Genomic DNA, 25,596 nt, shown 5'->3' with positions numbered 1-25,596 from the left:
AGTAGCTGTACAACAAAATTCAAACCCGGAAATTTATATCAAATTAAAATTTAAAAACAATATTAAAATGCAAATAGAACAGATCTATACAGGATGTCTCGCTCAGGGAGCTTATTACATTGTTTCAAACGGTGAAGCAGTGATCATTGATCCTTTAAGAGAAACCCAGCCATACATCGACAGATTGGAAAAAGACAATGTAAAACTCAAATACATTTTTGAAACGCATTTTCACGCAGATTTTGTGAGTGGCCACGTTGATCTGAGTAAGAAGACAAATGCACCAATCATATACGGACCAACTGCAAAGCCCGAGTTTGAAGCCATCATTGCTGAGGACGGGCAGATCTTTGAAATCGGGAAAATCAAAATCAAAGTTCTGCATACTCCGGGACACACAATGGAAAGCTCTTCTTTTTTATTAATTGATGAAAACGGAGAGGAAAAAGCACTTTTCAGTGGAGACACTTTGTTTCTTGGCGATGTAGGTCGCCCGGATCTGGCTCAGAAAGCGGCGAATATGACCCAGGAAGAATTGGCAGGACTTCTTTACGAAAGTTTATACAAAAAAATTCTGCCTCTGGACGATGAAATCATCGTTTATCCTGCGCACGGAGCGGGTTCTGCCTGCGGAAAAAATATGCAGAAAGAAACCGTTGATACGTTGGGTAATCAAAAGAAAACCAATTATGCGCTCAATCAAAAAGACAAAGAAAGCTTTATAAAAGCTGTTACAGACGGACTTCTTCCACCGCCTGCCTATTTTGGGATGAATGTAGCGATGAATAAAAAAGGCTACGACAGTTTTGATGAGGTTTTGTCTAAAGGTCTCCACGCTCTCTCTCCTGAAGAATTTGAGGAAATGGCAGAACATTCAGGAGCTTTGATTCTGGATGTAAGGAATAATGAAGATTTTGCAAAAGGTTTTGTTCCCCAATCAATTAATATTGGATTAGACGGAGATTTTGCACCTTGGGTCGGCGCTTTGATCGTAGATGTGAAGCAACCGATTCTTCTCATTACCAATGATAATGAAGAGCAGGAAACGGTCACAAGATTGAGCAGGGTAGGTTTTGATAATGTTATAGGTTTTCTGAAAGGTGGTTTTGCAGCCTGGAAAAACAGCGGAAAAGAAATTGACAAAGTTCATCGAATTTCTGCTACAGATTTTGAAAAGGAAATTGAAAATAAAGAGGTGAAAATTATTGATGTACGAAAAGAAAGTGAGTACGAAGCAGAACACGTCGATGAAGCCTATAACAAACCATTGGCTTACATCAATGAGTGGGTTAACCATCTTGAACCGACCGAACATTTTTATCTTCACTGTGCAGGCGGGTACCGAAGTATGATGGCGGCAAGTATCCTTCAGGCAAGAGGTTACAGAAATTTTACCGAAATTGAAGGTGGATTTAAAGCCATCGCACAAACTGATGTTCCCAAAAGCGATTTTGTATGTCAAAGTAAAGTTTTGAAGTAATTTTGAATTAAATAAGTAAATTAATGTTAGATATTATAAAAGAACCCTGGCCGTGGTATATTGCAGGTCCGCTAATTGGTCTTACTGTTCCAGCTTTGCTGATTTTAGGCAATAAATCTTTCGGAATCAGTTCATCATTGCGACATATTTGCGCAGCCTGTATTCCGGCAAACGTGAGTTTTTTCAAATACGACTGGAAAAAAGAATCCTGGAATTTGTTTTTTGTACTAGGAATTTTCTTCGGAGGAATGATCGCTGCTCATTTGCTGATGATTCCCGGAGAAATTACAGTCAATCCAAACCTTAAAGCAGAATTGGCAACCTATGGGATCACAGATTATAGCAATCTTGTCCCGACACAACTGATGAATTTTGAAAGTTTATTGACGTTAAAAGGATTCATTCTGATGGTTGTCGGTGGATTTTTGGTTGGCTTCGGAACGCGATATGCAGGAGGCTGCACCAGCGGACACGCGATAATGGGGCTTTCCAATCTGCAATGGCCGTCTTTAGTAGCAACGATTTGCTTTATGGTCGGCGGTTTTTTAATGGCCAATGTCATTCTTCCAATTATTTTATCTCTATAATATTATCAACTATGAAAAAAGAAACAGATATACGTCACCAGGACACCATTTGTACCAACGAAAGCCATCTTCAACACAAATGGTACCACGATTTGAAATATTTAATAGTTGGTGTTTTATTCGGGATCGTGTTTGTAAAAGCTGAGATCATCAGCTGGTTCAGAATCCAGGAAATGTTCCGTTTGCAGTCATTTCATATGTACGGCGTGATTGGAAGCGCAGTTGTGACTGGGATGATTTCCGTTTGGATCATCAAAAAATTCAAAATGAAAACCATTTATGGAGAAAAAATCTCCATCGCTCCTAAAACTTTTAACAAAGGACAAATTTACGGAGGTTTGATCTTCGGGTTTGGCTGGGCAATTACAGGAGCTTGTCCCGGACCTTTATTCGCACAGATTGGAACAGGATCTTTTGCGGTTATTATTACGTTGGTGAGTGCTGTTCTCGGAACTTGGGTCTATGGATATTTTAGAAATAATCTGCCCCATTGATTATGAGACCGTCACTCCAAAATAGTGTCCTACGACTGCAGTGATTCCCATGGCGACAGTTCCCCAGAAACATATCCTTAAAACAGCCACTCCTATTTTGGAACCTCCGGTCTTTGCAGAGATTGCTCCCAACACCATCAGAAAAACAATAGAAAATCCATACTGGAAATACACCATTTCTTTGATAGGTGCTAACATTGAAACTGCAAAAGGTAATAAAGCGCCCAAGGCAAATGAACCAAACGAAGCAAAAGCAGCCTGGAAAGGTTTGGCCTGAGTGATCTCATTTATTCCCAGCTCATCGTGTGCGTGAGCAGCCAAAGCATCGTGCTCTGAAAGTTCCGTTGCTACCCGTAAGGCAGTGTCTTTGCTGACGCCTCGTCTTTCATAGATCTTTGCCAATTCCTTCAGTTCAACTTCCGGCATTTCTTCGAGTTCTCTCTTTTCACGAAGCAGATCAGCCTTTTCAGTATCCTCCTGTGAACTGACCGAAACATATTCTCCGGCAGCCATAGACATAGCCCCGGCGATCATTCCTGCCAGTGCTGCAAGTACGATAGTGTGACGGTCCGGCTGTGCTGCAGCAACGCCGATCACGATACTTGTAGTGGACAACAATCCGTCATTGGCACCTAAAACCGAGGCACGGAGCCAACCCATTCTGTTGACATAATGTTTTTCTAATAGATGATGCATATCAAAAGTTTAAGACCAATCCTGCTCCAAGACTTTTAGGTTCTAGTACGGGATAGATCATTGTTATGGTATTGGATTCTTTTTTATTGAACAGCTTGTTTACGGTAGGAAAAAGCCAATAGGCCAGCTCAGTACTTAAAATACCAAATCCGGCTCCTGCGACCACATCGCCTACCCAGTGCTTATTATTGAGGGTTCTGTATACTCCCGTAAAAATGGCAATGGGGTAGCCTGAAATGGCGAGCCAGATGTTCTCATCCTGATATTCCCTGAACAGAAAATGTGCCGAAGAAAAAGCGGTCGTGGTATGTCCTGAAGGAAAAGAAAGATGATTGGTGCCATCCGGACGTTCCTCTTTTACCAGATGCTTTAAAGGCAAAACAATCGCAGCAGAAATCAGTTGTGAGGTTCCGTATATAATGGTCCGCTCCTTTAAATTATGCTTTCCTTTTATGCCTGTAAGATTATATCCGTAGACCATTGCTGCAGGCAAATATTGAGTATAGTTGTCCAGTTTGATGTGTTTAGGTTGATGTTCTCCGATCTCATACTTTGTGGAACTGTTCAGATTTTTGAGCGCATCAGAACTTAAACTGACCACTCCGAAGCCAATAAACACAGTCGGAATAATGAGTTTTTTGTAGCTTGGATGATATACTTTATCACCATAAGTCTCTATATCTTGTTTTTTCAGTTCGGCTGAATCAGATTTAACCTGTCCAAAACAAATATTGGAACAGGTTAAAACAATGATTGTTACTATTTTCATGGCTAGTTACTTAAACCTTAAATTTAAGGAAATAATATCTGATTTCATCCCTATTGATTTGGTATAATGTCCGTACCTTATCTCCAGCATATTGAGTCTTTCTATCCCGAACAGTCCATTTTTAGGATTGATGCGTATGCCCGCCCCGTAAAAGTTGCTGCTGAATTTTGAAAGGTCATAATTGCTGGTATAGAAATCATCAAACGCCGTGTGCTGCTGATAAGGTGAAAAATATTTGGCACCCGTCTGAGAATAATACCTGTAAAAAGGACTCACCGAAACAAAAGGTGATATCTTCACAGGCGTTTCCAGACTGATCGTATTGGATCTCAATCCCCAGTCATCGGTATAATAGCGGTAATAGGCTCTCAGGATCACCTTATCTCCGAAGAAATAATTTGCTCTAAGTCCCAAAGGAAGTTTGAATCTCTTATCCGGCAAAGCCTCCTGATGCACAGATCCATCCGTAAAATAAACCCTGTGGAAAGGTAAACTGAGATAACCTGTCTGCTGAACGGCATCTGTCATCAATTCCAATTGAAAATTCTTATTGATGATCTGAGAATAAGATAAGGAAAGCGCATAGGTATTTCTCCCGCTGGTTCCATAACCTTCGTGTTCTCCTCCGCCTGTAATTCCAGTCCGAAGTTCGATCGGAGCAATAAGCTTTACCTGATCCATAAAAGCCTGAAACTTGGCCGTGAATTCTCCCATTCTGTTGGGTGTTTTCTGTGAAAATCCAATATTGGCTCCGATAGACTGGTAATCAAACTCTCCCGAATAGGAAACGCCGGCCATTATCGTGCTCCCTTTGGCTTCGTTTTCACGGCTCCATCCCAAAGAAGGATAAATCCTTGTATCTGCGTGTGAAGCCGATGAGTTGGCCTTGAGATCGATCATATCTGATGAGGCTGACGTATAATGGTCTATCCCGACATCCAAAGTATATTTGTTCTTTCTTAGTTTCTTGTCATAATTCACAAGGACAACGTCTATGGAATTAGAAATATCGTTGAGTTTTTCTGATCCTACACCGCCCGTTACCGCAGAATTATTTCCGTCTTGTTTATAATAACTCGATACAAGATTGATCTCATCCAGACTTAATTTTTTGGAGGCTTCAGTATTGGTGTTTTCCTGTGCCTGAGCATTGAAGAATCCAAAAAGGGCGATAATGCTTATAATTACTTTTTTCATTTTAATTCATTTTAGGTTTTAGTAATTATTATGTTAATTACATCCGCATCCACCACCCACTTTACCGGCGTTAGCTCCTGAAGAGCCTTCGCGATAAGACTGGAAACTGAGTTCTGTCTTTTCAATTGTCCGGTTGCCAAGAACCATCTCAGCATCGTTGAGCTTGCTTTTTTCGTATTCTTTTACTGTTGTGCAGGAATGAACTGATGAAAGGGCAAAGAATATAAAAATGCCCATCATTATTTTTATTACACTATTTTTCATTAGGATTTTTTTACTTGTTTAATGTCAAAGATTCTCAAAGACATTATTTGAAATTGATGTTTTTTGATGAATGAATATTGTTTTGATCATCGATAATAATACACTCTAAGTGGTTGATCTGATCCACGAGACCAATTGCAGCCTCTATTCCCATAATCGTTACTGGCGTTGCCATGGCATCCGCAATCTCGGCGTTCGGACAGATCATCGTCACACTTTTGATTCCCGAAACCGGCATTCCCGTTTTGGGATTGATGGTATGGGAATATTTTTTACCGTCTATCGTTACGAATTTCTCGTAATTGCCGGAAGTTGCTACGGAAGTATTGGTGATGTTCATATAAGAAAACGGAAGCGCAGCATTGTCGGGATCTGCAATACCGATCGTCCACGGTTTTCCGTCTGCCTGTAATCCCCAAGTCGTAAGGTCTCCGGAAGCATTAACGACTCCGGAAGCAACCTCTCTTTGTTGGAGAATTCTTTTCGCCATTTCGGCAGCGTAACCTTTGCCAATACCGCCGAAACCGATCCGCATTCCTTTTTCTTTTAAAAAAACCGTTTGGCTTTCCCCATCTAAAAGAATATTTTTGTAATTGACGAGTTTCAGATGCTCTTTTACCAATTCGGGATCAGGAAGCTGCTTCATTTCACGGTCAAAATTCCAGAAGGTTTTATCGATTCCGCCATAAGAAATATCAAAATATCCATCTGTAATATGGCTGATCCTTAAGCTTCTTTCAATCAGCTGAAAAACTTCTGCATCTACTTTTACAGGTTGGATACCGGCATTTTTGTTGATAAGACTGGTCTGGCTGTCATCGCTGTAAGTCGTGAGCAATTTCTCGATCCTCTGGATTTCTGAAATTGCAGCTTCGATATGGTCAAAAGCAATTGCTTCACTGTCATCCACAACAGTGATCTCGAAGATATTTCCCATTAGTTTTTGGGATTTTCGAAACTCTTTCAGCATCATTTACTTCTTTTGATAAAAACTTTTTATTTCATTGCTAAAAGAAACTGCACTTTCCGACGGAAGACCTTCCCAGGTTTTCAGAATTTTTCCTTCAGAATTGAGCAAAAGGGTGAACGGAAAAAGACCTTTAGAATTGTATCGCTCGGCCAGAGAAGCATTTTCTTTTTTAATCTCTGCGGAAGGTTGATTTTTTTTACTTCTTGGAAAATCTGCATTGACATACTCCAAAATATGATCGGTTGTCAGCTGTTTGAATGTCTCGGTTTCAATAATATTCTTATGCAGCTTGATACACGGAATACACCAGTCTGAGCCGGAAAAGTTAAGAAGAATCAATTCGTTTTGTTCAGAAGCTGTTTTCTTTGCTTTTTCAAAACGTGTTTGTGCAATTGCTAGTACAGAGAATAGCGCCAAAAAGATGGCTGTAAATATTGTTTTCATAATGTGTATAAATTAGATTGTAGAACCAATTGTGTCTGAATGATGTTAAATTCATTCAGATCCAATATTTTGTAAAGTATTTTAAGACAGTCTTGGCGGCTGCCAGATAGAGTGCAAATAACCTTTAAAGAAAAAATCATTATCTGATGATGCTATTTTTTCACGTGTAATATTTCCAAAAAAAATATTTCTTTCTTCAAGTTTAAAGACCTGATTTATTGTAAAAATAAGATTTAGTGGGGTAGAATGTATTACAAACGGCAGTTTTCTGTCTGTTTTGTAATCTGCATCTTTTACCGGATTATCATAGTGGGTTTTAAGAAAAGCTTCAAATGTCATTTCTGAATTCAGCTTTTTGTGTTCCATAAAATGCTCGACAAGAATCGGAACTTTCAACAGCTGATAAAGTTCAGTTGTTGAAAATAGAAACAGTGCGAGTAAAACTACGGAAACCCATTTTTTCATATATCAAAATTATGTAATGTTTCGTTAAGAATGATTTTAAATAGTATGTAATCAGTTATTTCACTTCCTTTTTTATTTCATTGATCCACTTTTCTATTTCAGCCTGATCAGAAGCAGATAATTTTGCATCCTGATGAATAACCGTGTAAGAGGCAAGCGGCATTTCGCCTTCTTTGACGGTTTCTACGATCTCATCGAGTTTCTCAAGCTTTTTTTCACGGCTGTAAGAATTGAATTCATCAAAGTTCAAATGTCTTTTACCCGAATTGACGTGATCTGCCAACCACCATTTCACAGGCTGCAACTTGCTGTAAGAAGGATAAATAGTATTGTTGGAATGGCAGTCATAACAACTGGTTTTCAAAATAGATTTTACTTTTGGAGGTACATTATAATAATTTTCGATAGCATTGGCAGATTGATCTTCGCTGATATTTTTCTGGACATCAATAAACTGAATACCGATAAACAGCAACAACAGTACAGTTAAAATATTTTTTAAATTTAAAATTGACTTATTCATAATTTTTTATTTTTTTTTGGATTAATATTTATTTGAGTGGAATTATTCCTCTTCACTTGCCGTATTTTTTAGCTTCATCAAAAGCGTGTACGCATTCTTGGTAACGATTTTTCTGTTCTTAAAATCTTCAAAATTTTTGATTTGAATGAAACCGTTTTCAGCTTCTCCCAGCGTTACCGGAATCATTTTATAAGTTTGTTTTTTCCCCTCAACAAAAACATAATCTTTACCTTCAAAATTGACAATGCTTTCCTCTGGTAGCGCGTTGGAAAAGGATGTTTCAGTCTCGATCTCAGCGTTCATATACATCCCTGGAGTCAGATTGTGATCGTACTGCTCAAAATGGCAATGCACATCTGCCGTTCCGTCTGCATTGATATCTTTGCTGATCAGGATAATTTCGCCACCGTATTTTTTATCCGGCTGCGTATTGGTATTGGCGGTAAATCTTTGTCCTATTTTCAGCATTTGGAGGTCTTTTTCATACACTTTTAGGTTCAGGTGAATGTCATTGGGATTGATGAGTTCAAACAAAACATCAGAAGGATTCACAAATTTTCCGATATTCACATTCACTTTGCTCACAAAACCGTTGATCGTGCTGTAAACCGGAACACTTTTTCTGATATTTCCCGAAGTGAGACTGCCCGCGTTGATGTTCACGAGCTGAAGCTGCTCTGCCAAAGTATTCATCATAATTCTCTGGCTGTTCATCTCAGACTGCGCCATCTGCGTCACTTTATCACTACTTGCCTGGCTTTGGTTCAGTTTTTTTTGTCTATTATAGTCCAGTTCTGCGAAATGAAGTTTCGATTTTGCCATCAAATAATCCTGCTGAAGCTGTATAAACTGAGGATTTTCTATCACGGCGATCACCTGTCCTTTGCTTACTTTCATTCCCGGAAGCAGGTTGGTGTTTTTCAGGTAACCGCCCAACGGAACGCTTACGGAAACCAGATTCTGTGGCGGAACATCTATTTTTCCATTGATTCTGAGCACTGTAGAAATATTCTTCACAGAAAGCGACATTGTTTCGATAGTCGTATTTTTAAGCTGAGCATCGGTCAATGTAACCGTAGTTTCATCTTTAGGAGCTGTTGGCTTTGCAATAGTTTTTTCTTTTTGATTACACTGAACCGCAAAAAAGAGGACAAGCATTAATAAAACCGAATATTTATTTTGAATTGATTTTGACATAATTTATTGATTTAAAGTGATATATTCCAGCTCAACATTGCTTTCATTGAGATTCCACACGGCATCTGTATAATTATTTTTGATGCTGATCGCCTGATTGCCAAGCATTACAAATTCCAAGTAATTAATTTCTCCGTTGATGAACTGTTTTTGAGCGGTTTCCAGAATCGTATCGGCATTTTTCAGTTCATATTTCTCGTACTGAAAAACTATCTCCAGGTTTTTTTGCTGAATTTCTGATAGTTTTTTATACTGATTTTTTAATGTAAACTCCCCATTCTGAAAGTCATTTTCGCTGACAGATTCTGCAATTTTGAAAGCTTGAATCCTTGCTTTCTGTCCGCCAGAAAATATAGGAACCGAAACGCCAACCTGAACCGAATGAAACTGTGGTGAAGCATTGTACACTTTGTCATCTGCACCCATTCCACGGAAACTGTTAAGATTATAAGCTAATTGTAAACCGGGCAGTAATTTAGATTTTTCCAAAGCCGTTTGTTGTGCTGCAATGTTTTTTTGCTGTTCTAATATTTTTAATGAAGGATTACCGGAAACATCATTTTGAAGATGAGAAAGAGAAAAAATACGTTCTCCATCAGGAATTAATTCTGTTTCTGAATTAACAAGCCATTGCAATTGCAGCTGCAAAGTTCTGAGTTCCTGTTTTACCTGTTTGATCTGGATTTCAATAGCTGATTTTTGATTGGCAGCAGTTGCTTTTTCCAGAATATTGCTTTCACCGCTTTTTAATCTTAAAGTCGCCTTATCCAGAAATTGAGAATAAAAATCTAACGATTCATTCAGAAGTTTTTCCTTTTCCTGCCAATACAGAATATTGTAGAATGTAAGGGTTACTCCTTTTTTCAGCTGATATTCTTTCATTGAAATACTGAGTTGGCTTTTTTTCCATTCTTCAGTATATAAATTTTTCTGTCTTTTGTAAACCGTGGGAAATGCAATGTTTTGGGAAATCACGAATTTCATATCACGATACGCGCTGTTAATCTGTCCGTAATCCGCAGAAATTCCTGTCTGAGGAATGTCTGAAGAAGATTTGATCAGTGCTTTGGCATATTCTGATTTTAATTTTTCACTTTTCAGGCCTCTGTTATTTTTCAAAGCTATATCAACAGCTTCATTTAAAGTGACTTTGGTTTGAGATTTCATAACACTTCCTGTCAATACAAAAAAGATGATAAGAACGGGTGTTATTCTATTTTTGCGATTATTTTTCATTTTAAATCCTTTTTCAATAGTTACATAAAGCAGCGGAAGCACAAAAAGTGTGAGTAATGTGGCAATTAAAAGTCCGCCGATGACAACGGTTGCCAATGGTCTTTGGACTTCAGCTCCTGCACCGTTACTGAGTGCCATTGGAATAAATCCTAATGAAGCCACAAAAGCAGTCATCAACACAGGTCTTAATCTGGCTTCTCCACCGTCTACCACAATTCTGACAATATTTTGGATTCCACCTTTATACAGTCTGTTGAATTCTGAAATCAATACGATTCCATTAAGGACAGCCACACCGAAAAGCGCAATAAATCCTACACCAGCACTGATGCTGAAAGGCATTCCTCTTGCAGCCAGTAAGAATACACCTCCAATAATAGAAAGCGGAATCGCAGTATAAATTAAAAGACTTTCTTTCACCGAATTAAACGCGAGAAATAACAGCACAAAAATCAAAACCAAAGCAATTGGCACTGCAATCATCAGTCTGTTTTTTGCATTTTTAAGGTTTTCAAAAGAACCTCCGTATGTGACGTAATATCCTGTAGGAAGCTTCAATTGTTGGTCAACTTTAGCCTGAAGTTCTTCTACAATCCCCTGAACATCGCGGTTTTTGATATTAAAACCTACCACAATTCTGCGTTGTCCGTTCTCACGCTGGATTTGGTTCGGACCATCTTTAATCTCAACATTGGCAAGCTGAGAAAGCGGAATCTGATTACCAGACGGCGTGGGAATTAATAAATTCCTGACATCATCCAGATTCTTTCGGTCATTACTGTTTAATCTGACGACCATATCAAAACGTTTTTCGCCCTCGAAAACCAGACCTGTGCTTTGCCCTGCAAAAGCGGTATTGATCACTCTGTTGATGTCTCCGATAGACAAATGATATTGTGCAATCACCGGTCTGTTGTATTGGATAATCACCTGCGGAAGACCAGAAACAGGCTCGATATATAGATTTTGAGTTCCCTTTACGGTATTGATTATTTTACCAAGCTGATTGGCATTTTTCGCCAATATTTCCAGATCTTCTCCGAATATTTTCAAAACAACATCCTGTCTTGCGCCGGTCATCAATTCATTAAAACGCATCTGCACAGGATACTGAAAACCAACGGTAATTCCGGGAACATCTTCCAACGCTTTGCTCATTTTGTCTGAAAGCTCCGGAAAGGTTTTGGCGGAAGTCCATTCGCTTTTATCTTTCAGGATTACCATCATATCCGAAGCATCCATCGGCATCGGGTCGGTGGGAACTTCTCCGCTTCCTATTTTGGTAACTACTTTCTGAACTTCCGGAAAGCGGGTTTTCAGAATATGAGCTGCTTTCTGCGTACTTTCAATTGTGGTTTTGAGGTTGCTTCCGGGCAAAACTCTGGTATCAACAGCAAAATCTCCTTCTTCCAGGGATGGTATAAATTCGCCTCCCATTCTGCTTAGAACCACTACTGAAAGGACAAAAAGTACAATCACAATACTGAAAATGGTTTTCGGTATTCTTAAAACTTTTAGTAATGTTTTTCGGTAAAGATTTTCAGCCTTCGCCATTAACCGGTCTGAAAAGTTCATTTTGTGGCTTATTTTTTTGCTTAAAATAATAGAACTCATCATCGGAATGTAAGTCAGCGAAAGCAGAAACGCACCCAATAAAGCGAAGGCAACAGTTTGTGCCATTGGTTTAAACATTTTACCTTCAATCCCTTGCAGTGTTAAAATAGGCAGATACACAATGAGGATGATGATTTGCCCGAAAACCGCACTGTTCATCATCTTTCCAGCAGAATCTATGACAATAGTGTCCATTTCCTGTTTTGAAACTGATAGCGCCTTCCGGAATTTTGAATTGTGGGTAAACTGATGCATTACAGATTCTACAATAATCACGGCACCATCTATAATCAGCCCAAAATCCAGCGCACCAAGGCTCATCAGATTTCCGCTGACGCCGAAGAGATTCATCATACAAACCGCAAAAAGCATTGCCAATGGAATAACAGAAGCGACCAATAGACCTGCACGGAAATTCCCTAAAAATAAAACCAGTACAAAAACGACAATCAATGCGCCTTCCATCAGGTTTTTTTCAACAGTACCAATGGCGTTGTTCACCATTTTGGTTCGGTCTAAGAATGGCTCAATCACAACTCCTTCCGGCAAGGTTTTTTGAATCTGTGCGATTTTGGCTTTTACATTTTTGATCACCTCGCTGCTGTTTTCACCTTTCAGCATCATCACGATCGCACCGGAAACTTCGCCATTGTCATTATAAGTCATTGCCCCAAATCTTGTCGCATAACCGTAACGCACCTCTGCAATATCTCTTATAAACAGAGGAACATCATTGTTTTTGTTGGCGATCGCAATGTTTTTGATATCATACAGATTTCCGACCAATCCTTCGCTTCGTATGTATAGGACAGTAGGTCCTTTTTCTATATAAGAACCGCCTGTATTCTGGTTATTGGTTTTCAACGCATCGAAAACATCGGTAATGGTGATTCCGTAAGCATTGAGTTTATCCGGATTGACGGAAATTTCATATTGTTTCAGTTTACCACCAAAACTGCTGACTTCTGCAACGCCTTTTACACCAAGCAATTGTCTTCTGACAATCCAATCCTGAAGCGTTCTGAGTTCCGTAATATCGTATTTGCTTTCGTATCCTTTTTTCGGACGGACAACGTATTGATAGATTTCACCAAGTCCCGTAGAAATAGGTCCTAAAGAAGGTGTTCCGACGTCTTGCGGAATTTGATTTTGAACTTGTTGCAGTCTCTCTGCAACTTGTTGTCTTGCCCAATAAATATCAACATTGTCATCAAAAACAATGGTCACTAATGAAAGCCCGAACCTTGAAAAACTCCGGATCTCTTTCATCCCCGAAATATTACTGTTGGCTTGTTCTATTGGGAAAGTGACCAATCTTTCGATATCTGTCGCCCCAAATGATGGAGCAGTTGTGATCACCTGAACCTGATTATTGGTTATGTCAGGCACTGCATCTATTGGTAGTTGCGTGACCTGATAAGCACCTACGCCTATCAACCCGAATACCAATAATGCTATAATGAGTTTATTCTTTACAGAAAACTCAATGATTTTTGTTAGCATAAATAATTCTGTTAAATCTTAATTTTAAATAGATAGTTTTTGCTCCCTATTCCTGTCAATGATGTTCTACAAAATCGCTGTGCTTACCAGTAAGTACAGACCTGATTTTTCTTTTGTTGATGAATAATAGAAGCAGGGGAGAGCTCAACACAAGACGTGTTGTAACATAAAAATAAAAAGGCTGATTAACAGTTTTTTGGCGGCTGCCAGATAGAATTTACCGCGTCTTTATGATAGAAAACCGGGCTGTAAGAAAAAGTTACCTTCGGGTGATCACAGGGTATTTGCTTTTTTATTTCTACACTGAAATCAGGATTCACCGTAAAAACGAGAGCGAGTGGAAAAGAGTGATCTGCAAAAGGCAATTTTTGGTCTGTCTTATAATCCGAATCTTTAACAGGATGGTCGTAATGTATTTTCAGAAATTCAGTAAAGGTCATTTCCGGATTGAGCCCTTTATGCTCAATATAATGCTCTACAAGAATAGGCAGCTTCAATAACTGATTAAGCTCAGTTGTTGAAACCAGATATAAGGAAAGCAATAATATGGAAACCCACTTTTTCACAGATCAAAATTATGCAATGTTTCGTTAAGAATGATTTTAAATTAATGATAAGCACTTCATCTTTATAAATAGTAAAATGCTACCACATAGATTAAATTCTAATCAGACTGAATTTTTTAAATTTTCGTTGATAAACTGAGGAGGAGATCAAGAGTGACAGATCTATTCTGCTGTCACATTTACTTTTACAGTCACAGCATCGCCGGTTTTGATTCCCAAAAATCCAGGGCGTTACATTCCAAATTCTGAAAGTTTAATGGTCTCCGTGCCCTCAATCGTGTACGAACTTCCTTTTTTTACAATTGAGACGGGGAAGGAAACATTTTTAGAAGTTCCTGCTATGGTCAACTTTCCTGTAGCATTGCTTTTTCCAACCTTTAGAGAAGTTGCCGTAAAAGTTACATTTGGTGCTTTATCAGGTTTCAATGCTGCATAGGCTTTCTTTTCCATTGTTTTTCCTTTTTCTGCCTTGAGGCTTTTTACAGGAACCGTTAAAGTAACGTTGTTGATCACATTGCCTGCTGCAGTCCCGGAGAAGGTGGCTGTGGAACCTGTCATTTCCCAATCGTGCATCGGAGATGTTCCGGTGATTGTTACATCGACAGATTTCTGAATTAACTTTTGAGCGTTTGAGAATTGAGGTAATAAAATGGCACCGTATAATAAACCGATGCTGATCAATTGTTTTGTTGTTTTCATTTTTTTAAAATTTTAATTTTTTGGGATTCTTTATTGATAAGAATAAATTTTTGTAATAAAAAAGGATAGAGCTTCAATGCATCTATCCCTTACTCTCAACCTTTTGAAAATATATCAAATACTTTCTGATGGTTTAATTGGAAAAATGATTGATTTATAAGACGTGGATGACATCGCAAATAGAATGAATTACTACGAGCCAAAGGTGGTCATTTGTTAAATGACTGATGTTGTATTCTGATCATGAAAGTTTGCATCCTTCACAGATTAACATTTCATCGACTTACAGCAGACTAATGCCAATTAGCAGTCATTCGCAATCATCCATCCTTATTGGATCGGGAGAAGTAGGTAATTGATCCCATCGAATGTCAATAAGACACAGTGAAAAAAAGTATCCATATTTTTTGCAGAATGGAACAATTCTAAATTTCGTCTTATTCACTTTTAGTGTTGGGTGGTAGTAGTTTAATTGATGTACCTTACCCTTCACTTATTTCCGGATCAAGCCGTTTTTTAAAGGATCATTTTTAAAATTTGAATGATCGATTTGGAGACTATTGATGATTATTTTTTGAAACGAAGGTTAGATTAAGAAGCGATGACATCCGCCGATCCCAGTTTTAATATTACTCACTACAATATATTACACTTAGTTATGAAAAAATTATTCAATGGCAGATTTTCAACACTCTTTGGTGTTTTAAGTTTATATGTTTTTTTATCATTTGTGGTAAGGATCATATTGCTGATCTGGTCTGTAAATGATTTGGATCTCAACATTAGGCATATCCTGAGGGCTTTTTTCACAGGATTTGTCTTCGATCTTACAATGGGTTCGTTATTTTTGGCTTTGTATACCGTTTATCTATTGCTGATTCCAAGAAAATGGATCGGATCATTATTCGATAAGTGCTTTACCTATTTCTATTTAAGTTTACTATTATTCATTATTTACTTCAGTCTTTTGGCAGAAATTCCCTTTTGGGAAGAGTTCGGCGTGAGATTTAATTTTATTGCCATCGACTATCTGATCTACACCTATGAAGTCTTTGAAAACATCGATCAGTCTTATCCTTTACCTTTGATTGGAGCTGTTTTGATAGGATTGATTATCCTGACATTTTTTTTATTCAAAAAACTTGACATTTTCAAAAATACTTTTTCCGTTAAAAATCCCATACGACACCGTTTGATTTATGCAGTTCCGGTTTTGACGATTGCTGTGGTTTTAGGATTGGTGATGAAAAATAAACAGGCAGATTTCACTGACAATCTTGTGGTGAATGAGCTTGGAAAAAACGGGGCTTTTTCTTTTGTTTCTGCGTATCAGTCAAACGAACTGGATTATGAAATATTTTACCCGACACTTCCGGAAAAAGAAGCTTATTCGGTTTTGAAACAAGATCTTTTACAGGATAATCAAAAATATTTTACTGAAACAAATGATGGTATTTCAAGGGTAACACAAGGGAATAATGAGCATAGACCGAATATTATTTTAATCACCATAGAAAGTTTCAGTGGGGAATTTCTAAAAGCATTCGGCAATAAGGATAATATCACCCCTAATTACGACAGGCTTGCCGATCAGAGTATCTTTTTCACAAACCTTTATGCGACAGGCACAAGGACTGTCCGGGGAATGGAGGCTTTAATGCTTTCCGTGCCGCCAACTCCAGGAAACAGCATTGTAAGAAGACCGGATAATCAGGAGTTATTTTCCGTTTCCGCGATTGTGAAAGCAAAGAACTATCAGCCTTATTTTATTTATGGCGGGGATGGTTATTTTGATAATATGAATACTTTTTTCGGAGGTCAGGGCTTTGATATTGTCGACAGAGACAGAGGAAATCCTTTGCCAGACAACATTAAAACCGACAGATTTCAAATTAAAGACAACGAGGTCACTTTTGAAAATGCCTGGGGCATCTGTGACGAAGATCTTTATAAACAATCGATAAAATACGCCGACAAAAGCACTAAAGCAAATCAGCCGTTTTTTCAGTTTGTTATGACGACTTCCAACCATAAGCCTTTTACTTTTCCCAAAGGTAAAATCGATCTTCCGCAAGGTGACCGAAATGCTGCTGTAAAATATACAGATTATGCTTTAGGGAAATTTTTGGCTGATGCAAAAACAAAATCGTGGTTCAAGAATACAGTCTTTGTGATCGTTGCTGATCATTGTGCCAATAGTGCAGGGAGATGGGAAATCAACATTGCCAATCATCATATTCCTGCCATCATCTATAATCTTCCTCTGCAAAAAACTGAAAAGATCAATCGTCTGACATCACAGATCGATCTGATGCCGACATTATTCGGATATCTCGGCTGGTCTTACACGACATCTCTGTACGGAAAAGATATCAATCAAACCAAAGTGGGGGACGAACGTGCATTCCTGGGAAATTACAGGACATTAGGGATGTTGAAGGGCACTATATTCACTCAAATAGATGACAGAAGAAGAGTAGAACAGTTCATCGTTTCCGGGGCCAGCCAGTCCCTATCTGAAGTAAAATCAAAGAATGATACACTCATTTCACGGACTATTTCCTATTATCAAACCGCCAGTGAGAGATTCAAAAATGGAAAAATGAAAGAAAAATAGATTCTGTAAAAAGAATGAAATTCTAAATTTCTTCAAACTGGGATCTCAACTTTGAAGAAAAAATGATGAAAGTACTTAACAAGTAGCATCGGTAACCATCCTTTTTGGCTGATGAAAATTGTGGCAACTACTTTAGGGAAAACTTTGGGCGATTTTATTTCCATGACACTCAACCTCGGTTACACCGTGGGAATTGCGATTACGGTGTTACTTTTTCTAATCAGCATTTCCGTTCAGTTGAATGTAAAAAGGTATATTCCTTTTATTTACTGGATTGTTATCATTGCTACGACAACATTGGGAACTGAGATCTCGGATTATATAGACAGAACATTGAAGGCAGGTTATCTGTTGGGCAGCTTGATTTTGGGAGGCGGTCTAATAATGACCCTTCTTTTATGGTATAAAAAGTATAAAAATCTCGAAGTATATCCTGTTTTCGAAATCAATAAAGAAATCTATTATTGGGTTGCTATTCTTTTCTCCAACAGTTTGGGAACAGCTTTTGGAGATTTTATCAGTGATAATTTAGGTTTTAGTTATTGGGTCGGGGCTGTTATCACAGGAGCTGTCGTACTTATGGTAGTCCTTCTTCACTATTTCGCAAAGATCAACCGTATTGTATTATTTTGGATTGCATTTATTTTTACAAGACCATTCGGAGCAACTTTCGGTGATTTTCTGACAAAATCCATATCTAAGGGTGGTTTAAACCTCGGTACCTTTAATGCAAGCTTGGTATCTTTAATTCTGATGGTAATAATGATCATTATTTCACATCGAAATCAAAATAAAAATTAAAGTTTTAAATACAGAATTTAATATTTGCTAAACGTCGAAATGAAATCTCTTTGAAATTTGATGAAGTTGATTTTATTGTATCGATAGGGGAGTGAGTGTATAAACTATTATATTTGCCATTCAATTTAATTTTTATCATTACGTTATGAAAGAACTTATCGAAAAGATCAATGCAGAGTTTGAAGCATTTTCAAATGAAGCCAGCCAGCAATCTGAAAAAGGAAACAAGGCAGCGGGAACAAGAGCAAGGAAATCAGCTTTAGAGTTAAGCAAACTGTTCAAGGATTTCAGAAAAGTTTCTGTTGAAGAATCAAAGAAATAAATTCTGTTAAAGTTTAAACCCTGCATTTAGTGCAGGGTTTATTATTTAGAGTGTCTTCAAATTCTATCGTTTCAAAAGTACTGATTTTTGTCAACGCAAAACTAAAACAGTTAAGAACCTGACTCTATCAATTAAAAATGGCAAGATACATTTATATAAATGTTTTCATAGTTGGATCATAAACCAAAGTTCACAAACAAACTGAATCTTGATCTCGCTTCAATATCTCCACTTGCCAGATTGGTATAAGCGGGCAACATCAATTCGCTTCCCAAACTGAATTTCTTGTAGGACGCCTCAAATCCCAGCTTCCCGTATAGTGCACTTCCGGCCGTTCGAGGCATAACCTCTCCAAATTGTTTGTTCCAGTCATAGACCTCACCCTGTAGCCCCAGTTTTCCTGAAATATTGCTGTTTTCATTTTTCCAGATCCTGTGGAATCCTGTGACCACATAATTCCACTGGTTTCCGAACTGATAATGCTTCTTGTTCTCTGTTTTAAGGGTATAATCTGTATTGACCAGTAACGCAAACAGGCTTTTCTGATATTTGTAGCTTAAAGCCATCTGATAATCCCAACTTCCTGTTCCCAGCTGAAAACTTGGATTGACGCCTGTGATCCCTTTTTCATCAAATTTACCTAATGGGATCTTTACACCGATCCCACCATTGAGCTGATGGAAAGTGTTTTTTGATTTCATCAGTTCATAGATTCCCATTAAGCTGGCATCACCGATGCCACTTACTTTGATATCACCTTGAAGGGTTTTCTTCTCGTGGAAATTAAATGGGAGGCTCGCATATACGCTCAATTTATTGGTAACCGGAATTTTCCCCCAGATCTGGATCGTATTAAAATACTGGTCCTGGGTCAGATCATTCGTGAAAAGGTTTTCTTTCGCTTTATAATGCTGTGCAAAATATTTGATGCCGATGAACTGAGGATTCAATAAAGATTCAAAACCTGAAGATCCGTTTCCGGCAGCACATCCGCAAGCGTCACAGAAGAATTCCTGAGTTTTTAAAGAGGTGTAAGCCTGAGATTCATATCTTGGAATGTAAAGACTGTCTTTTTCAGCCGCTAAAATGGAAATATTAATAACTGAAAATATAATTAAAATGAATTTCTTCATTATTCTGCAAATTTTTTATTGGTTATAAAATTCTGGTCGCTCAAGGTTTTAAGGAAAGCGCTGATATTTTGTTTTTCCAAGCTGGTCATTGAGATTCCGACGTGCCCGTTTTGTTTTAAAAGTGGATCAAGATTCGGCTGGTCTTCGACATTGTCCGAATAGAAATTAAGAACCGCTTCCAACGTGTAAAAACGTCCGTCGTGCATATAGGGTGCTGTATGTTCTACATTTCTGAGACTCGGAACCCTGAATTTCATATTGTCGTTCCAGTCCAGTGTCACACGGTACCTTCCCCGGTCATCGTACTGAGCGTTGTAATACATTCCTGTATTCCTGTAACTTTCGTCTGTAAAGAGTTCTCCGCTGTGGCAACTTGAGCATTTATTCTGAAAAAGTGCCATTCCCTGAGATTCCTCGCTGGTGAAACTGGCTGTTCCTTTTTTGTGACGGTCATATTTGGAATCTGCGGAGATCATCGTTCTCATAAACTGAGAGATTGCTTTCAGCACACGTTCCCCGGTAATATTGTCGTCACCGTAAGCTGCCTTGAACATCTTTTTGTAGTTGGCATCTGCATTCAGTTTTCCTACCACTTCCGGTAAAGAGCTATCCATCTCGAAATCTGTCGTAATTGGAACGAGCGACCTCTCGTCCAGATTATGGCTTACTCCGTCCCAAGAAAAATTTTTGAGAAAAACCATATTCTGAATGGCCGGTGCATTTATGATCCCCAGTTTATCATCGATCCCGTGGCTCACAGGATGTCCGTGATGGGTGAAAGCATATTCCTGGATGTGGCAGAATCCACAGGATATAGTATTGTTTCGGGATAGTTTCCCTTCATAGAATAATTTCTTTCCTAAAGCAACGCCGTTTACAGTAATTGGATTTCCGGTGATGTCAAAGGTCATTTCAGGAAAACCGCTGGGTTTTTCCAGATCATACGCTTCGTCTTTATCAATGGGAATTCCTTCGTATTCATCTGAACAGGAATTTAGAATTGCCAATAGCAAAAAAAGAAAAATCAAAAGAGAGCCTGTTTGCTCTCTTTTGGATTGATAACAATGTTTAATCATTGTGAACGTGGTCTACTTTAAACATTTTTGTCAGGTTGTTGGTTACATTAACCAAATGCTGGTTAGAACCCATCGCCATATTATTGGTATTATCTAAAGTCAATGCTGTCTGTCCGCTTAAATATTGATTTAAGTCAGCAAGGATATGGATCGAAGGCGTAATGTCCTTGCTTACTCTTGCAGTGGTCGGAAGATCCAAGGTCACCTCCCTGTAAAGGTCAGCAGTCCCATTGGCCGTTGTATCACCCATATTTCCACAGTGGTTCATAAATTCCGTATCAGCTTTTAAAGATCCGTATTTACCTTCCAACTTCGTAAAGATATAGCCTGCAGCTCAAGACCACGCCATACCAGCTGTCTTGGCTTTTTGCCAGAAAATTCCCTGTCCGTCCTGTCCGATCAGATAAGCGTTTTGACTGATGCCCAATCCAATTCTGATTTTTTTGTAATTGTTCTTTGGAATTTCGGTAAGGTTGATGTAGTTGATCCCTGCAAGTGCCTCGGCCTGATCGATGATAAATGCCAATTTGTCAGGATTGTTGTAGTTGTATTTGAACTCACCGCCGTTCTCATCGATCAATACGATGTTGCTGATCACGTATTTAAGTGTAGAAAACTGGTGTTTTTGTCCGTTTGAAGAGGTCTGTGTCGTCTGATTAATAACAATGCCACCCAGATTGTTGAACCCATTTTCGAACTTTACCTGTAGTTTTCCAGGCGTTGAGTCCTGAACTTCGTCATCATCATTGTTTCTACAAGATGAAACAGTCAGTAAGGTCATTACAAAAAAGGCCATTGATAAGAATTTGTAAATTTTCTTTGTTTTATAGATTAAGATTTTAAATTATTTATTGTGATAAAGAGGGGAGCGGTGCATCGGACTTTTTGGAAACACATGATGTGACCGTCCATCCTCAGTTTTTTAGGAAAAGATATGGCTTGACAAAAAGATCTTGGAAAAAGGCTGTTACTAATCTGGAAAAACAAGTTGCATTTTTCCTGTAAAAGCTTCAGACAAAATAAAAGACAGTTTGATATAATAATTTTCTGTCATAACATTACAAGAACTATCTCTTCTCCAGAAACAGGTAAGATCTTTCCCATAGAAATATCATTTCCTTTGTTTAAAAAGAAAACGCTATTTTAAATATTTTTCCGGATTTTGTTTGAACCTGTCTTTGCAATGCGAGCTGCAGAATCCGTAGATCCTTTTCCTGTAAAGCGCCGTATCGGAAATCTGATCCTCGCTTTTCATTTTGCATACCGGATCATAAGTATTGATAACCTTTACTTTTCGGAGATCCGCTTTTTTTGAGATTTGCTTCTGGTCTCTACCAGTCTGCTGTGCATACACAAGACTTGCAAACATCACAAAAAAGGATGCTGCTGTTGATTTTAATTTCATTGCTTGATGACTAATTAATAGGTTTTATCTTCTTAAGAGGAAGTATCAATTAAGCCAGGGGCGGATGAAATATGTTTGTATAAAGTATGGAGTTGTAAAAATCGGTACAGAACGTACTGATAGAATGAGAATGAGCGAAACTAATGTCTGAGACAAAAAATTTAAATTCTTCTGTCGTCAGGAAGACATCGATTGTCGGAGCAGTAATCTTTTGAGAGTTTTGGGTCGACTGTTCCTGATTGGATCTTGCAAGTTGTTTGGAAACATAACATTTACCATTACACATTATTTCCGGCTTTGCTTTAATTAACCAACGGCAATATCGGTCGTATTGCAATCGTGAAAATAATAAATATGGAAATAAGATATTTCAAAATCTAATCTTCGCAAATATACAATTTGAAAATTAGTAATGAACTGATATTAATCACTTGAAGTAAATGGGTATAAAGGATCAGTTCATCTTGGTTCTCGGCAATCCTATCTCGAATTCCTGCGGATAAGGTTTACGGGAGGTCATACTCACGTCTTCCCTAAGGCTCCTTTCAATTGCCTGAGATTTTTCCTCATCCATGGAATATCGGGGGTCGGCAATGATCGGCATCTTTGCCATCTTGGTAATGGTGACCGTAGGAAAATGGTAATCGACCTCAACCGTTCCGAGCAACAAATAAATTCCCCCTTCTTTGAAAGGAAATTTTCTAAGACTATCCGGAAAATGAGCTGTGTCAAAATACTGACCATCAGCATCGATCCAGGTCCCGAAGTACATGTCGTCTTTCTTGCCGGGATGATCTTTCTTTTTGATAGGCACATGCTTTCTTGATATCAGATACGCCAGCATCTTGACTTGTCTTTTATGATATTTTAAAAGATCCTTTACTAAAACGTGACCCCTGTATCTTGTTTTCAGCAGATCAAATATAGAAAAGGAGACGGGAAAGCCCAATATCTCAATTTCATCAAAAGCATCTTCAAACCGGTCTCTCTGAATAACCGGTAACATATAATCCTTTTGAGGCTCGTCAAATAAAGAAATAATTTTAGTTCTGTACTGACCTTTAGAGAACAGGAATCTGGCCTCGATCAGCAGTTCATGTTTTTGTTTTCCTGTGAATCTGAAAGCTCCGATGAAAATAAGAGTCTGTAATGTTTCGATGCCTATAGAAACTCTTTTCACAAAATCTTCAAGCGACTTATAGTCTCGATTGTTTTTTCTTTCTTCAGGAATGAACTGCTTGACCGTAGCCTCTAATTTTTCGATGTGCATCAGGCCTAGGTATACTTCTGTTCCATAGACCGTCGTCTGGAATTCACTGAGGTTGACACAAGGATTATGAATGGTCGCTCCTGCCATTTTAGCTTCGTGCACATAAACTTCCGTTCTATAAAATCCACCGCCGTTGTTGATGGCAGAAACCATAAATTCAATAGGGTAGTAGGCTTTCAGATAAAGACTCTGATAACTTTCCACCGCATAGGAAGCCGAGTGGGCTTTACAGAATGAGTATCCTGCAAAGGATTCGATCTGGCGATACACTTCTTGGGACAATTTTTCAGGATGACCCTTTTTCTTGCACGATTCAAAAAAATCATCTTTTAATTTTTGCAGGGCGGATAATGAACGGCCCTTGCCGCTCATGGCTCTTCTTAGTACATCCCCATTTTCCGCAGAAACACCCCCAAAATGAAGTGCGATTTTTATCACGTCCTCCTGATACACCATAATACCATAGGTTTCACCCAATTCTTTTTCAAAGACCTCGTGAAAATATTCAAATTGATCAGGATGGTTATGCCGGAATATATATTCCCGCATCATACCACTCTGTGCTACACCGGGTCGGATGATAGATGAGGCGGCTACCAGGACTTTATAATTATCACATTTCAGTCTTCTCAATAAACCCCGCATCGCTGGGGATTCTATGTAAAAGCATCCGATGGTCTTTCCAATGCTCAGGAATTCATTGCACTTGGTCTCACCTTTGGAAATCCTTGTATCTTCAATGTCAACAATAATCCCTCTTTTTTCTTCGATCAGTTTGACCGTATCTTTGATGGTTCCCAATCCTCTCTGAGACAGAATGTCAAACTTTTCCAGTCCGATATCTTCAGCCGTATGCATATCGAACTGCACGATAGGGAATTCCTTTGGAGGAAACTCCAAAGCAGAGTAATTGGTGATCGGATCCTCGGATATAAGGATGCCGCAGGAATGCATGCTTCTCTGATTGGGAAAGCCGACCAATAGTTTTTCATATTTATAAATTTCCTGAACGATGGAATTCTGATCGTGCTGGTCTTTTGGTTTTTTGGAAAGTAAATCCAGTTCTTCTTTGGGCAGCCCGAAAACTTTCCCCAATTCCCTGAATCTCGATCTGCTTTTAAATTCAACATTGGTCCCGCAAAAGGCTACATGGTTTTTTCCATATTTTTTAAAGATATATTCCAAAATAGTATCCCTATTCTTCCAACTCCAATCCAGATCAAAGTCCGGAGGTGTCTTCCTGTTAAGATTTAAAAACCTTTCAAAATAAAGGTCAAGTTCCAATGGGCATATGTCCGTGATCCCGATGCAGTAGCTCACAATGGAATTGGCACCGCTGCCACGACCAACATGCATAAAGTCCATCCGGTTGCTGTACTGGACAATATCCCAGGTGATCAAAAAATAGCCACAGAAATTAAGTTGATCGATCACTGCCAGTTCTTTATCCACTCTTGCCTTTGCCTGTACGTTATCATCAGGATATCTTTTGTCTAGGCCCTCATAAGCCAGTTTTTTCAATAATTTAAAATCATTTTCCTTATTTTCGGTATAATATTTTTTGTTTTTGGGTGTTTTAAAGTCAAAGTCAAAACTGCATTCATCAACAATATATTTTGTGTTTTCAATGATCTCCGGATATTGGGAATACTTCTCTAACAGTCCTCTTTTACCGATAAAGTTCTCATTGCTTTTACAATAATCATCCTCTGTGAGTTTAGTGAATAAAGTGTTGCCTGCTATTGCCCTCAGAACCTTATGCAATTCATATTCTTCATCCGTCTTAAAGGTTACCGGATGGAGGATAACCATTTTATGGGTTAAAGCTTTCAATTCAGGATCGAACAACCGATTGAGCTCATCCTGCCTGATCCCGATAAATTCATGTTCCAGCAGTTTTTCAGGAATATTTGTTAAGGGATAGATTACAAAACTATCTTTCAGTTCTGGATTAGCTTTAGCGATCTCGATTCCTTCATAATTGTAATTGGTTAAAAGCCTGTTGACCTCTGCGATGCCTTTTGGGTTTTTGGCAAGACAGATGTAGTATTGTTCATTTTCAACCCTGATATCCATCCCGACAATCGGTTTGATTCCTTTTTCCTGACAAAGTTTGTAAAACTGATAGATACCGGTCACGGTATTGATATCCGTCAATGCCAACACTTTTAGTTGATAATCAACAGCCAGCTGAACCAGGTCTTCAACAGAGATGGTTCCATAACGTAAACTGTGATAAGTATGGCAATTAAGAAACATAAATAAAAA

The 25,596-nt window shown here is 38.4% G+C and carries 23 protein-coding genes and 1 pseudogene; 6 read left to right on the top strand and 18 right to left on the bottom strand.

Annotation, left to right across the window (positions count from 1 at the left end; translation table 11 throughout):
* Window positions 1-67 precede the first annotated feature (67 nt).
* From FDY99_RS02315 to FDY99_RS02305, 3 genes are read left to right on the top strand one after another with little or no spacing between them, the layout of a single operon-like run.
* Window positions 68-1,480, top strand: coding sequence for an MBL fold metallo-hydrolase (locus tag FDY99_RS02315; RefSeq protein WP_034978527.1), 1,413 nt, complete (start codon window positions 68-70; stop codon window positions 1,478-1,480).
* Window positions 1,481-1,503: 23 nt separating this feature from the next.
* The gene (locus tag FDY99_RS02310) at window positions 1,504-2,067 is read left to right on the top strand and encodes a YeeE/YedE family protein (RefSeq protein ID WP_034978529.1); all 564 of its coding nucleotides are present in this window, start codon (window positions 1,504-1,506) and stop codon (window positions 2,065-2,067) included.
* 11 nt (window positions 2,068-2,078) lie between these two features.
* Entirely contained in the window at window positions 2,079-2,561 is a 483-nt protein-coding gene (locus FDY99_RS02305) for a DUF6691 family protein (protein ID WP_139418894.1), read from the top strand.
* Here FDY99_RS02305 and FDY99_RS02300 read toward each other — a convergent pair whose 3' ends face one another.
* From FDY99_RS02300 to FDY99_RS02245, 12 genes are all read right to left on the bottom strand, one after another.
* Window positions 2,562-3,257 carry a VIT1/CCC1 transporter family protein gene (locus FDY99_RS02300; RefSeq protein WP_034978533.1) on the bottom strand — a complete coding sequence of 232 codons (696 nt, stop codon included), beginning with the start codon at window positions 3,255-3,257 and terminating at the stop codon, window positions 2,562-2,564.
* Window position 3,258: 1 nt separating this feature from the next.
* Window positions 3,259-4,026, bottom strand: a complete 768-nt coding sequence (locus tag FDY99_RS02295; RefSeq protein ID WP_034978534.1) for a phosphatase PAP2 family protein — start codon at window positions 4,024-4,026, stop codon at window positions 3,259-3,261.
* A gap of 6 nt (window positions 4,027-4,032) precedes the next feature.
* Window positions 4,033-5,223, bottom strand: a complete 1,191-nt coding sequence (locus FDY99_RS02290) for a DUF3570 domain-containing protein (protein WP_139418893.1) — start codon at window positions 5,221-5,223, stop codon at window positions 4,033-4,035.
* A gap of 33 nt (window positions 5,224-5,256) precedes the next feature.
* The gene (locus FDY99_RS02285) at window positions 5,257-5,487 is read right to left on the bottom strand and encodes a DUF4266 domain-containing protein (protein ID WP_034978538.1); all 231 of its coding nucleotides are present in this window, start codon (window positions 5,485-5,487) and stop codon (window positions 5,257-5,259) included.
* Between the two features lie 43 nt (window positions 5,488-5,530).
* Window positions 5,531-6,457, bottom strand: coding sequence for an FAD:protein FMN transferase (locus FDY99_RS02280; protein WP_139423750.1), 927 nt, complete (start codon window positions 6,455-6,457; stop codon window positions 5,531-5,533).
* Between the two features lie 3 nt (window positions 6,458-6,460).
* A complete protein-coding gene (locus FDY99_RS02275) occupies window positions 6,461-6,901 on the bottom strand; it encodes a thioredoxin family protein (protein WP_034978539.1) in 441 nt (146 codons plus the stop codon).
* A gap of 81 nt (window positions 6,902-6,982) precedes the next feature.
* The gene (locus FDY99_RS02270; protein WP_130867358.1) at window positions 6,983-7,366 is read right to left on the bottom strand and encodes a hypothetical protein; all 384 of its coding nucleotides are present in this window, start codon (window positions 7,364-7,366) and stop codon (window positions 6,983-6,985) included.
* A 55-nt stretch (window positions 7,367-7,421) separates the two neighbouring features.
* Window positions 7,422-7,889: a heme-binding domain-containing protein gene (locus tag FDY99_RS02265; protein WP_130867357.1), complete on the bottom strand. Its 468-nt coding sequence runs from the start codon at window positions 7,887-7,889 to the stop codon at window positions 7,422-7,424.
* 42 nt (window positions 7,890-7,931) lie between these two features.
* The gene (locus FDY99_RS02260; RefSeq protein WP_449384935.1) at window positions 7,932-9,089 is read right to left on the bottom strand and encodes an efflux RND transporter periplasmic adaptor subunit; all 1,158 of its coding nucleotides are present in this window, start codon (window positions 9,087-9,089) and stop codon (window positions 7,932-7,934) included.
* The gene (locus tag FDY99_RS02255) at window positions 9,090-13,439 is read right to left on the bottom strand and encodes a CusA/CzcA family heavy metal efflux RND transporter (protein WP_139418891.1); all 4,350 of its coding nucleotides are present in this window, start codon (window positions 13,437-13,439) and stop codon (window positions 9,090-9,092) included.
* A gap of 185 nt (window positions 13,440-13,624) precedes the next feature.
* A complete protein-coding gene (locus FDY99_RS02250) occupies window positions 13,625-14,005 on the bottom strand; it encodes a hypothetical protein (protein ID WP_123856293.1) in 381 nt (126 codons plus the stop codon).
* Between the two features lie 231 nt (window positions 14,006-14,236).
* Entirely contained in the window at window positions 14,237-14,704 is a 468-nt protein-coding gene (locus FDY99_RS02245) for a YceI family protein (protein ID WP_123856292.1), read from the bottom strand.
* A 658-nt stretch (window positions 14,705-15,362) separates the two neighbouring features.
* Here FDY99_RS02245 and FDY99_RS02240 point away from each other — a divergent pair.
* The 3 genes from FDY99_RS02240 (at window position 15,363) to FDY99_RS02230 (ending at window position 18,444) form a co-directional block, all read left to right on the top strand.
* On the top strand, window positions 15,363-17,321 hold the full coding sequence (locus FDY99_RS02240; RefSeq protein ID WP_123856291.1) for an LTA synthase family protein: 1,959 nt from the start codon (window positions 15,363-15,365) through the stop codon (window positions 17,319-17,321).
* A gap of 111 nt (window positions 17,322-17,432) precedes the next feature.
* Entirely contained in the window at window positions 17,433-18,122 is a 690-nt protein-coding gene (locus tag FDY99_RS02235) for a COG4705 family protein (RefSeq protein ID WP_123856290.1), read from the top strand.
* A 145-nt stretch (window positions 18,123-18,267) separates the two neighbouring features.
* On the top strand, window positions 18,268-18,444 hold the full coding sequence (locus tag FDY99_RS02230; protein ID WP_123856289.1) for a histone H1: 177 nt from the start codon (window positions 18,268-18,270) through the stop codon (window positions 18,442-18,444).
* Window positions 18,445-18,620: 176 nt separating this feature from the next.
* Here the strand turns inward: FDY99_RS02230 and FDY99_RS02225 are convergent, their stop codons facing one another.
* From FDY99_RS02225 to FDY99_RS02200, 6 genes and pseudogenes are all read right to left on the bottom strand, one after another.
* On the bottom strand, window positions 18,621-19,577 hold the full coding sequence (locus tag FDY99_RS02225) for a transporter (protein WP_123856288.1): 957 nt from the start codon (window positions 19,575-19,577) through the stop codon (window positions 18,621-18,623).
* Window positions 19,577-20,653, bottom strand: coding sequence for a cytochrome-c peroxidase (locus FDY99_RS02220; protein WP_123856287.1), 1,077 nt, complete (start codon window positions 20,651-20,653; stop codon window positions 19,577-19,579). The genes FDY99_RS02225 and FDY99_RS02220 overlap by 1 nt, the downstream gene beginning before the upstream one ends.
* Window positions 20,646-21,434: pseudogene (locus tag FDY99_RS23615) on the bottom strand (MbnP family protein). The gene FDY99_RS02220 and the pseudogene FDY99_RS23615 overlap by 8 nt, the downstream one beginning before the upstream one ends.
* 357 nt (window positions 21,435-21,791) lie before the next feature.
* Entirely contained in the window at window positions 21,792-22,058 is a 267-nt protein-coding gene (locus FDY99_RS02210; RefSeq protein ID WP_228445489.1) for a YHS domain-containing protein, read from the bottom strand.
* Between the two features lie 49 nt (window positions 22,059-22,107).
* Window positions 22,108-22,344 (bottom strand): hypothetical protein, encoded by a 237-nt coding sequence (locus tag FDY99_RS02205; protein WP_139418890.1) that lies wholly within the window; start codon window positions 22,342-22,344, stop codon window positions 22,108-22,110.
* Window positions 22,345-22,512: 168 nt separating this feature from the next.
* The gene (locus tag FDY99_RS02200) at window positions 22,513-25,587 is read right to left on the bottom strand and encodes a DNA polymerase III subunit alpha (RefSeq protein ID WP_123856285.1); all 3,075 of its coding nucleotides are present in this window, start codon (window positions 25,585-25,587) and stop codon (window positions 22,513-22,515) included.
* Between the last annotated feature and the right edge of the window lie 9 nt (window positions 25,588-25,596).

The organism is Chryseobacterium mulctrae (assembly GCF_006175945.1).
In the GTDB taxonomy this organism is placed as follows: domain Bacteria; phylum Bacteroidota; class Bacteroidia; order Flavobacteriales; family Weeksellaceae; genus Chryseobacterium; species Chryseobacterium mulctrae.
The sequence above is the reverse complement of the archived record's forward strand: the minus strand, read 5'-3'. Positions and strand labels throughout refer to the sequence as shown.